Annotated in this window: 8 protein-coding genes; 2 read left to right on the top strand and 6 right to left on the bottom strand. The window is 46.7% G+C overall.

Features of this window, described 5'->3' with window-relative positions:
- Positions 1 to 350: 350 nt before the first annotated feature.
- Both ACI4J0_RS06260 and ACI4J0_RS06255 read left to right on the top strand, forming a co-directional pair.
- Positions 351 to 929, top strand: a complete 579-nt coding sequence (locus ACI4J0_RS06260; protein ID WP_439764957.1) for a PduL/EutD family phosphate acyltransferase — start codon at positions 351 to 353, stop codon at positions 927 to 929.
- Positions 930 to 1,063: 134 nt separating this feature from the next.
- The gene (locus ACI4J0_RS06255) at positions 1,064 to 2,218 is read left to right on the top strand and encodes a hypothetical protein (protein WP_439764956.1); all 1,155 of its coding nucleotides are present in this window, start codon (positions 1,064 to 1,066) and stop codon (positions 2,216 to 2,218) included.
- Positions 2,219 to 2,256: 38 nt separating this feature from the next.
- Here the strand turns inward: ACI4J0_RS06255 and ACI4J0_RS06250 are convergent, their stop codons facing one another.
- From ACI4J0_RS06250 to ACI4J0_RS06225, 6 genes are all read right to left on the bottom strand, one after another.
- Positions 2,257 to 3,606, bottom strand: a complete 1,350-nt coding sequence (locus ACI4J0_RS06250) for a hypothetical protein (RefSeq protein WP_439764955.1) — start codon at positions 3,604 to 3,606, stop codon at positions 2,257 to 2,259.
- Entirely contained in the window at positions 3,603 to 4,091 is a 489-nt protein-coding gene (locus tag ACI4J0_RS06245) for an RNA polymerase sigma factor (protein WP_439764954.1), read from the bottom strand. Before ACI4J0_RS06245 ends, ACI4J0_RS06250 begins: the two co-directional genes overlap by 4 nt.
- Positions 4,092 to 4,560: 469 nt before the next feature.
- Positions 4,561 to 7,047 (bottom strand): EAL domain-containing protein, encoded by a 2,487-nt coding sequence (locus ACI4J0_RS06240; protein WP_439764953.1) that lies wholly within the window; start codon positions 7,045 to 7,047, stop codon positions 4,561 to 4,563.
- Between the two features lie 188 nt (positions 7,048 to 7,235).
- Positions 7,236 to 8,150, bottom strand: a complete 915-nt coding sequence (locus ACI4J0_RS06235; protein ID WP_439764952.1) for an exonuclease domain-containing protein — start codon at positions 8,148 to 8,150, stop codon at positions 7,236 to 7,238.
- Positions 8,147 to 8,581, bottom strand: coding sequence for a CBS domain-containing protein (locus tag ACI4J0_RS06230; RefSeq protein WP_439764951.1), 435 nt, complete (start codon positions 8,579 to 8,581; stop codon positions 8,147 to 8,149). The genes ACI4J0_RS06235 and ACI4J0_RS06230 overlap by 4 nt, the downstream gene beginning before the upstream one ends.
- A 25-nt stretch (positions 8,582 to 8,606) precedes the next feature.
- Positions 8,607 to 9,598 (bottom strand): rod shape-determining protein (locus tag ACI4J0_RS06225; protein ID WP_439764950.1); only part of this gene is annotated, 992 nt, incomplete at its 5' end.

Below are 9,598 nucleotides of genomic sequence, written 5' to 3'. Positions count from 1 at the left end.
GTGCCGCGACTTCTTCGGGGGTAATTCCCAGCATGACCGCAAGCTGCTCGTCAGAAAGTCTTGCATTTCCCTTTAAAAGCTTGATGAGAGAATCCATAATAATCCTTCCTTTCTTTGCATACCCGAAGGTCTGTTTATGACACACTTTCTCGGATATACACGATTTATTATACTCCATTTTCAGGAATTTGTCTATAGCATTTTATGAATTTTTAAATTTAGCTTTGTACATAAACTTTACCTTTCAGCACTTGACATTTTTCCTGCGAGTGGTATAATTAGTATAGACTTGGCAAAATTCGCCTGTATCTGACGGATTTTCCATATAAATTGAAAGGTTGGTATTTAATATGTCAGCAGAATTTATTGTTGAGACCTCCGCACGTCACGTTCACGTTACACAGGAGGCTCTCGAAGTGCTTTTCGGCAAGGGTGCGACCCTCACAAAGAAAAAGGATCTTTCTCAGCCCGGTCAGTTTGCCTGTGAGGAAAGAGTTGAGGTAGTAGGTCCTAAGAAGTCCCTCGCAAACGTTTCTATCCTTGGTCCCGTAAGAAGCGCAAATCAGGTAGAGCTTTCCGCTACAGACGCTCGTTCTATCGGCATTGCCGCTCCTATCAGAGAGAGCGGTGACGTGGCTGGCTCTGGTGCCTGCAAGCTGGTTGGTCCCTGCGGCGAGGTGGAGCTTTCCGAGGGCGTTATCGTTGCAAAGCGCCACATTCACCTTACTCCCGCTGACGCTGAGGAGCTTGGCGTTAAGGACAAGGACGTTGTCTGGGTGAAGATAGACACCGACGGACGAAAGGCTATCCTGGGCGATGTTGTATGCCGTGTTTCCGACAAGTTTGCAAGAGCTATGCACATCGACACCGATGAGGCTAATGCTATTTCCGCTCACCCCGGTCTTACAGGTACCATTTACCGTGCATAATTTTTAATTTTATACTGATCTTTATTAGTATTATACATAAGCAGCCTTTTTTGAAATGAAGGCGGCTTTTTTATCGGCTTGACAGATGATATTATTTTTGTTATAATAAAACCCAAAAAAGGGGGTATCCGACAATGAAAAGAAAAGCTGTCTGCTTAGCATTATCGCTTAATTTCCTGCTCATGGCAGCAGGCTGCAATTATGCAGAAAATGAAGCCGTTTCGGAGGATACATCAGCTCCCGGAACAAGCTCGCCCATTACCGAAACGAGCCACGACACAGAAACGATTTCACAGACAAGCACTGTCACCGAGAGCACCTCCCTTACCGAAGCTTCGTCCGAAGCCGATGTGGCGGAAATCAAGACTGAAATTTCCGAAACAGCGGAAGAAATTTCAGATACAGTTGAGGTAAATTCCGAAACAGCAGAGGAAATATCGTATCCCGAGGAAATATACACCGAGAATGAAATATATATTTACAGCTTTGAGTGCGGATATCTTTCGCAGGATAAAAAGCCGCCCAACAAAATACTTTTCATAGAGACCGATGAACAGCTTTCCTTTGCGGAGGACAGATACGGGCTTGCGGTGCCTACAGATATGCCATGGTGGTATGATACGGGCGTGGCAGATGCATTTCAGGAGATGAAAGCAAGCTACCCCCTCAGCGATCACAGCTATGCGGTCTGCTATGACGAGGTAAGCTGCGGCGGATATTACCTTCATGCGGACAAGCTTATTAAAAAGGGAGAGCTGCTTTATTTCGGCATGGACGACAAAAGCTATACACCATCATATGAAGAGGAGTACCCAGATGTAGAGAGCGGCTTCTGCCATATGGCGGCATTTCCGAAGGATCTGTTTAAAGGAGATGTGTTTTCAAACGCCGTCTACCCGGATAAAAACGAGCTTACGCAGGATATAAACTACTCATTCAGGCTTATGCATAACATAGGGAGCAGTAAGCTTTACGACGCATTCGGGGATGAAGTTATTTTAATTCATTCACAGGAGGAATATGAGGATTTTTTAAAGCAAACGGAAGATCACCTGACAGATAACAGACAGATCAAGCTTCCCATAGATTTTGAACAGGTCACCGCAGCAGTCTGCTTTTTTACAAGTGAGTATAAATATTTCTCTGTCCAAAATAATGGCATAATTATTTCTGAGGGCAATGTCTCCATCGATTATGATATTGATGTAAATCCAAACAATGATACTAAAAATCCCAACCCCATGACCTGCATGATATATGTAACTATCCCGAAGCGATTTTTGGAATAAATAATTCCCACGGAAGTCTATCCTCCGTGGGAATAATTTTATTCAGACATAGCTGCTGTTTCCGATGTCGCTTCGTTAAGCTCTATATTCATCGGCATACCGTTATTGTCGATAAACTGCATATATATGGGATCGCTGCCGCATACGCCGATAATGGTGTTTTCGTCAATGCTGTCCCCTGTTGAAACATACAGCTCGGTAAAGCCCGACATAAGAATGGTTTGGCAATAACCCTCCTCCGACGGCTCTCCGTAATGCTCAAGCTCAACTGCAGCGCACATCCCGCCGTTAAGAGAAGTGCCCGCAAAGACAACTGTTCCCGAGATATTGGGCATAAGGGAGAAATACTGCTCGTTGTCGAGGATAAGCAGCGTTCTGTCAGGCTCACCCGTTTCCTTTACGCTGTAGCGAACCTTTTCAAACCGGGCACCCGGCAGGATATCGTCAAGGGTCGTCTGAGCCGTACCGGTTTCAAACTCAGTATGATAATAAACTGTTTCTCTGCTCTCAAGAAAGGCTCTTATCTTCTCGTTCATCTTCTCATCGGAAGGCTCAAGATGATAGATGCCTGTGCCTATTCTGTTATCGATAATTTCTTCGGTGCCCGCCTCCATTGCTTCAAAAAGCTCCGAACGGTACACTCCGCAGCTGTAAATAAGCCAGCCCTTTTCCGTTTTCTCGGCAAAGTATCCTGTGTGTTCGGCGTGAAATACGGTATCATTGTTCGCAAGATCATAAGCCAGAAAGGGCATAATGTATTCCCTGCCCGTCTGAAGCTCTCTTAGGTCGTATGCGGGAACCGAAAAAGTAATTGTTTCGTTAATTGATACGACTGCGTTCCGGGCGCTGTTTAATTCACCCGAAAGTTCATCCTCCAAATAATATTCCAAAGGCTTTATGCAGTAAACGACCTTGAAATTCTGATACTTCTTGGAAACAACTTTAAATCTCATTACAGCCTGCCAGTCAGTGCTATATGCATTCTGAGTATCCGTATCGTCACTGTAATTCCATAATAGCTCGGCATTGCCGCTCAGGTCTCCCGTGACTTCATATTCAAATCTGTCGATAAATGACGACAGCATTGCTGATGTACTGCTCTCCTCGATATATGCGGTAAGCTCGGAGGATACATCGCCTGTGGTCCTGCTCATTACCGAATCGGAAGTGAGCCCCTTGGTATTTATATACGCCAGGGCGGCAAAGGCGGCTATTCCTATTACGGCGGCTGCCGAACACATTGCGGCAATGCGGCTGCGGGTGCTTCTGACCCTTATCCTCCGCTTTGCCATAAGCTCACCCTTCTCAAATTGAAAAAGGCTGTCAAAATCGGAGGGCTTGCCCGCGCTGCGGTCAAACTGTTCGATATATTTTTTGTTCCTGCTCATACCGTTTCCTCCTTTAAAATCTTTTTCAGCTTTTCTCTGCCCCGCATTATCCTCACTCTGACCGTGGATTCTTTCATTTTAAGAAGCTTTGCTATCTCCGCTGTGGTGCAGCCCTCGTAGTAAAACAGGTGAAGCGGCACTCGTTCCTTTTCGGGAAGCTCCATCACCGCATAGAACAGGTCGCTTTTCTCGCCGAAGTCCTGCTCGTAGCTGCCCTCCTCATGCTCCTCACTGTGCACCGTCCGCGTAAACCAGCCAGAACGGAGATTGTTGCGGCAGGTGTTCATTGTGACGGTTATCAGCCAGGGTCTGATATGAGCCTCGTCGGTGAGCTTGTCCATATTCTGATAGAATTTCAGAAAAACGTCCTGCAAAATGTCATTGGAGTCGGCGCTGTTTTTCATCATCGTAAACGCCACGGAATAGACCATTCTGCTGTACTCCTCAAAGCACCTGCGGAAGCGCTGTTCTTCTATGCGGTTCATTGACAGGCTCACCCCCTTTTTGTCTCTCTGATAATAATACACCTGAGAGGACGGAAATGTTACATTTTACGGTAAAAAAATTTTCTGCGGCTTATAGCAATCCACAAAAATATCCTGCCAAGTTCGGCGGTTCAAAGCTTGAATAGTGTCGTCACTCACCCTTGACAGGCGGCAAGCCTGCCTGCGGGTTCCTTCCTAACTCTTCAAGCTTTGCACTCGCCTCCTTTTGTCAGTCTATTTCTGTGTCTTGCTAAAGATATCCGAGTTTCTCATGATGAAAAAATGAGGCTTATTCGGAATATATGTATCATTTTCACAAAAACACACAGGCACGTTTGTGCGATGATACAAAATTTTCATAATTGCTCTATTTGTTCCGAAAACATCTTGACAAATCAGCACTTTTGTGCTATAATGTTAGTAAAGCAATGGAGCTGTGCAGCCGCAGCAGCTCCATTGTGATATTTATTTACGCCTGCTCTGCACGGTGCTTTTCCCGCTCAAGCCTTTCCACTGCCAGCTTCTGGGAATTTTCCTCGAGAGAACGTCTGCTGGGCTTATGAAGCTCCTCATAGGTCTCCACAAATTCCATAGCGTCCGAAGCATTCAGCGGCTTGCTCATAAGGAAGCCCTGGATATAATCGCACTTCATTTCCGCAAGGATATTGTACTGCTCGATGGACTCAACGCCCTCCACAACAGTCTTGATGCCAAGGTTCTTGACCATATCGATGATGGAGCCTGTGATCTGATAATCCTTGTGCTTGCTGCATATCTCATCGACGAAGGATTTATCCACTTTAAGCGTTTTGATAGGCATATCCTTGAGATAGCCGAATGATGAATATCCCGTTCCGAAATCGTCGAGCGCAAGGGCAATGCCCATATCCGCAAGCTTCTGGATAGTATCGTTGTTGCCGTCGATAAATTCCACGAGACTTGTTTCGGTGATCTCTATCTGAATGTTGGCGGGGTTCACCTGGAATACGTTGATGGTGCGGCGTACCTTGTCAATGAAATCCTTCCGCTTGAGCTGAACGGGAGAAACGTTTATTGACATTATGATGTCGGGATTTATCTCGTTCATGCGCTTGAGGAATCGACAGCCTGTTTCAAATATCCAGGTTCCTATCTCAACAATGGCGCCCGTTTCCTCGGCGATCTGGACGAAGGTGAAGGGAGGAACGCTTCCAAGCTCCTCGGACTCCCATCTTACAAGAACCTCAAAGCCGTGGATATCGCCGTTCTGAACGGAGATGATGGGCTGGAAGTTCAGGAACATTTCATTATTTTCGAGAGCCTTATTGAGCTTCTGGGCAATTGTTGCCTTGCTAAGCACGGTCTGATGGAGGGAGGCGTTGTAGTAAGATGTTCTGCCCTTGCCCTTTTCCTTTGCACGGCTCATTGCGATATCTGCGTCTCTGAGCAGCATATCGGGGTTGGTATCATCATCGGGGTAGATGGAAATACCTACGGAAAACTGCACGTAAAGCTTGTCATTGAGTATCTCCACAGGCTCGATGAACTCACTGCGGAGGTTTCTGATAAGCTCGTCGATTATTCCGAAATCATCGTTAAAGTCGGCAAGGATAACAAATTCATCGCCGCTGAATCTGAATACTCTGGGCACCACTGCTTTAAGGCGCTGACCGAATATTTTAAGGAACTCATCGCCGTGACGATGTCCGAGAGTCTCGGTTATCCATTTGAAATTGTCAATATCGATAAACAGAAGGGCAAATCTCTTTCTTGACTCGTCCCTGCTCACCATAAGATCCTCTATGTATTCATAAAGCTTATAGCGGTTCTGAAGGCCTGTGGTGGGGTCGAGGGTCATATAATCGTCAATGACGGCGTTTTTGTCCTGAAGCGTCTGGGCAAGGTCGTCTACGGATTTGGCGATAAGACCTATCTCGTTTTCCGAGGAGGAGTTTATGCGGAAATTGTAGTTTCCTGCCGATATCTCGGCTATGGAATTGGATATCTCGGGAATATCCTTTGCCTCGTGACGGATAACGTTCAGCGTTGCGATAAGCTCGAGCACAAAGAGACAGGCAAGTATGATTATCTGCTGGGAATACATCTTTGTAAAGCTTCCGTCTGCCACCTTGCCGTCAAAAACGGTAAGCACCCTGAGTCCGCCGCAGGAGACCTGGCACATAGCATAGCTTGTGGTTTTTCCCGACTTGAACTCAACGATGGTCCCTGTGGCGGAAATATCGGCTGCAAGCGAGCTGAGACCGTCCGCCGCATTTCCCGTAAGCTCTTTTATACGCTCATCGTCTTCCGGTCCGCAGAGAACATTGTTCGACTGGTCGAGGACGGCAGAGTATACGCCCTCGGTATATATTCTGCGGGAAATATTTTCGGAAAGCATTTTTGCCGGGAATTCTATTCCTGCGCAGCCCACAAATTCTCCGTTAAGCCTTACGGGCATTACAAGGATCACCTGGGAATCACATTCCACAAAGCGCTTGTAGGCGTCGTTGATAACATAGACCATGGGGCTGTCCAGGGAAGATCTTTCCGCATCGGCAAACCATTCGTAATCTTCGGTGAAAATGGTCCCGGACACGCCGCCGTCAGCGAAATAGCCGCCGTTTTTTTCGGATACGCACCATATTGCCGCAGGTCCGCCGTATGAGGACTTAAGCTTATCCATATCCTCAAATACAGGGGTACTGTCCGCAGTATCGGGGTTTGCCAGGAGCTTCGCAGTATCACTGCTTATTGCAAGTATACGCAGTCTGTCGGACATACCGCTTATATACTCCATAACTGCATCAGAGGCAGATTCGGATGAATTGACCATTACGGAATTAACATCGCCGCTGATGTTGCTTTTTGTGATGATAAAGGTCATTCCCACAAACAGGGCAACAAAAATAACATTGAAAATAAAAATAAGAGCGATGATACGTTTTATAAAGCTTGCCTTAAAAGCGTTTTTTATCATAAATTTCCCCGTTTCTGCGGCTCCCCCGCAAAAGATAGAACTTACAGATAATAACGGACGCACCGTACATTCATATATTTATAAGTATATCATATGAATTTAGTTTTTTCAAGAGGAATGTTAAAACATTGTACTTTTTAACAAAAAGTTAACATCTCTTTCGCTTGTTTTGAATACATTGTAAAATCTTAAAGAGTCACTTCGATCTTATCCTTCTTTTCAAGATCTGCCGAGCGGAGATAAAAATCCCTGTATTCGGAGGTGAGTCTGGTGTATTTCTTGGTCACCGCATAGGTCCCGTCGGGACATTTTTTCATCTTTATTCGGACATAATATTCCCCGTGTTCCTTACATTCACAGCAGTTTATGACCGATGTTTCGCTGTAAAACACCCATTTGCGGCGCTTCATTATCCTGCGGCATTTCGGACAGCGGCAGAAGGTTATCCGTTTGCCTGACATTGCCTCTTCAACGCTTTTCACGTTCATAAAGGTACGGAAATACTTCTCCTGCTTCTCCTCCGCTGCCTCTCTCAGCATATCCTCATATCCCTCAAGGTAGCGTGAGAAATCCATTCTCAGTCCTATCCTCGCGCAGTATACGGCGTCATTCAGGGCATCGTGGGCTTTCAGCTCGCAGGGTATCCCATAGTGCTCAAGGGCTGCCATCAGAGAATACTGCCTGCTATCCTCCATTATTCGGCGGGCGAATATCTGCTGGAGGTCGTAAAATTTCGGGTGTGACTTATCCATTTTATGTACCAGAAGATTAGTATCCAGCATTTTTTCGTCCTCGCTGCCCCAGGTGAGGATAACACAGTCCTCTCCGCACCAGTCCGAAAAGCGTTTATATGCCTCGGGGAACTTCTGACCGAAGGTTATGGACTCGCCCGAAAGCCCTGTCACCCTTTTTACCGTCGAATTCATTTTCTTATAGTACTTGGGTATTACGCAAACGTGGATACGGTCGGTCTCCTGCATATCTTCGTTAATTTTTACGGCGCCGATCCGTATTATCTCTCCGTGGAGAGGGACAGGCACGGTCACTGTATTGGATTTTCCGTGGGGCTGGTTCCACTCCATATCAAGAAAGATATAATTCAAATCATCAGTTCCTTTCGGCTGTTATCCGCCTGCTTGAGCTTATATTCCATACGCATGAGCACATCCTTTCGGGTAACTATGCCCGAGAACATTCCCCTGCTGTCCACTACGGGGACAAAGTTCTGCTCGATTATACGGTTGAAAAGCACAGATATGTCTGCATCAATGGGGACGGATTCAAATCTGGAGCAGTCTGCCAGGTCTGCAACGGTGAGATCATCGGCGTTTATTGCCTCAACGCTTCTTGTCTCAAGTATTCGGTAGAGAAAATCACGCTCGCTGACTACTCCTAAGTACATTCCTTCCCTGTCTATTACGGGAACGGCGGTAAAGCCGTGCTCTATGAACTCACGAAGTCCCTCTCCTGCGGACAGGTCTCCGTATATATACGCAACCATTGACTTGGGCTTTAAAAGCATTGCTGTATTCATATTTTTATTCCTTTCCCGGATATTATCATATCTCGCTGTAGCCGTAAAGAGATATGCGTTCAAATCCGTCGAGAAGCGTGTCAAGATGTTTGAATGCAAGGCTGGTACCTCTTGCCACACAGCGGAGGGGATCGTCGGCGCAGTAGGTATGTATCTTGGTCTCCTGCTCGATGAGCTTGTCAAGTCCGCCGATAAGCGCGCCGCCGCCTGTCAGGATTATGCCGTTTGAATGGATATCTCCCGCAAGCTCGGGAGGCGTGACCTCAAGTACCCCCTTTACAGCGTCGATCATCTCGTTTGCTATATCGATTATGGCTTTGTAGATATCGTAATCGGTAAGCTTCACCTGGGCGGGAAGTCCCGTTACAAGATTTCTTCCCTTGACCGCCATTTCCCTGCTGCCGTCGGGTGCGTAGACCTGCGCAAGGGTTATTTTGGCGTTTTCCGCGGTGCGCTCGCCTATCAGTATGCGGTATTTGTTCTGGACGTATCTGATAATTGCGGCGTCGATCTTATTGCCTGCAAGCTTTACGGAATTTTTCGCAACGATGCCGTTCATTGACATTACGGCGATATCCGTTGTTCCGCCGCCGATATCCACCACCATTCTTCCCCTTGCCTTGGAGATGTCTATTCCTGCCCCCATCAGCGCCGCCACAGGCTCCTCGATAAGAAATACCTTCTGGGCGCCTGCCTGACGGGCTGCTTCTATGACTGCCCTGCTTTCAACATCGGTTATGAGCGAGGGTACGCACATAACTATCCTGGGCATAAGCATCTGCCTGCCAGTTACCCTGCGTATGCACTCCCTCACAAGGCTTTCCGTCATATCGTAATCGGAGATGACTCCGTCGCACAGGGGACGTATGACTGCGATATAGTCGGGTGCCTTTCCTATCATTTTATAGGCTTCCATTCCCACAGCGATTATCTCGCTGGTTTTCTTGTTAAAAGCCACCACGGCAGGCTCATAGAAAACAACGCCCTTGTTTTCCATGCTTATCATAATATTTGCGG

Source organism: Huintestinicola sp., assembly GCF_051882455.1.
GTDB lineage: Bacteria > Bacillota > Clostridia > Oscillospirales > Ruminococcaceae > Huintestinicola.
The sequence above is the reverse complement of the archived record's forward strand: the minus strand, read 5'-3'. Positions and strand labels throughout refer to the sequence as shown.

Bases quoted from the DNA above. Each gene is read 5' to 3' on its own strand.
- ACI4J0_RS06260 (WP_439764957.1), top strand. From the start codon at position 351: ATGTCAGCAGAATTTATTGTTGAGACCTCCGCACGTCACGTTCACGTT.
- ACI4J0_RS06255 (WP_439764956.1), top strand. From the start codon at position 1,064: ATGAAAAGAAAAGCTGTCTGCTTAGCATTATCGCTTAATTTCCTGCTC.
- ACI4J0_RS06250 (WP_439764955.1), bottom strand. From the start codon at position 3,606: ATGAGCAGGAACAAAAAATATATCGAACAGTTTGACCGCAGCGCGGGC.
- ACI4J0_RS06245 (WP_439764954.1), bottom strand. From the start codon at position 4,091: ATGAACCGCATAGAAGAACAGCGCTTCCGCAGGTGCTTTGAGGAGTAC.
- ACI4J0_RS06240 (WP_439764953.1), bottom strand. From the start codon at position 7,047: ATGATAAAAAACGCTTTTAAGGCAAGCTTTATAAAACGTATCATCGCT.
- ACI4J0_RS06230 (WP_439764951.1), bottom strand. From the start codon at position 8,581: ATGAATACAGCAATGCTTTTAAAGCCCAAGTCAATGGTTGCGTATATA.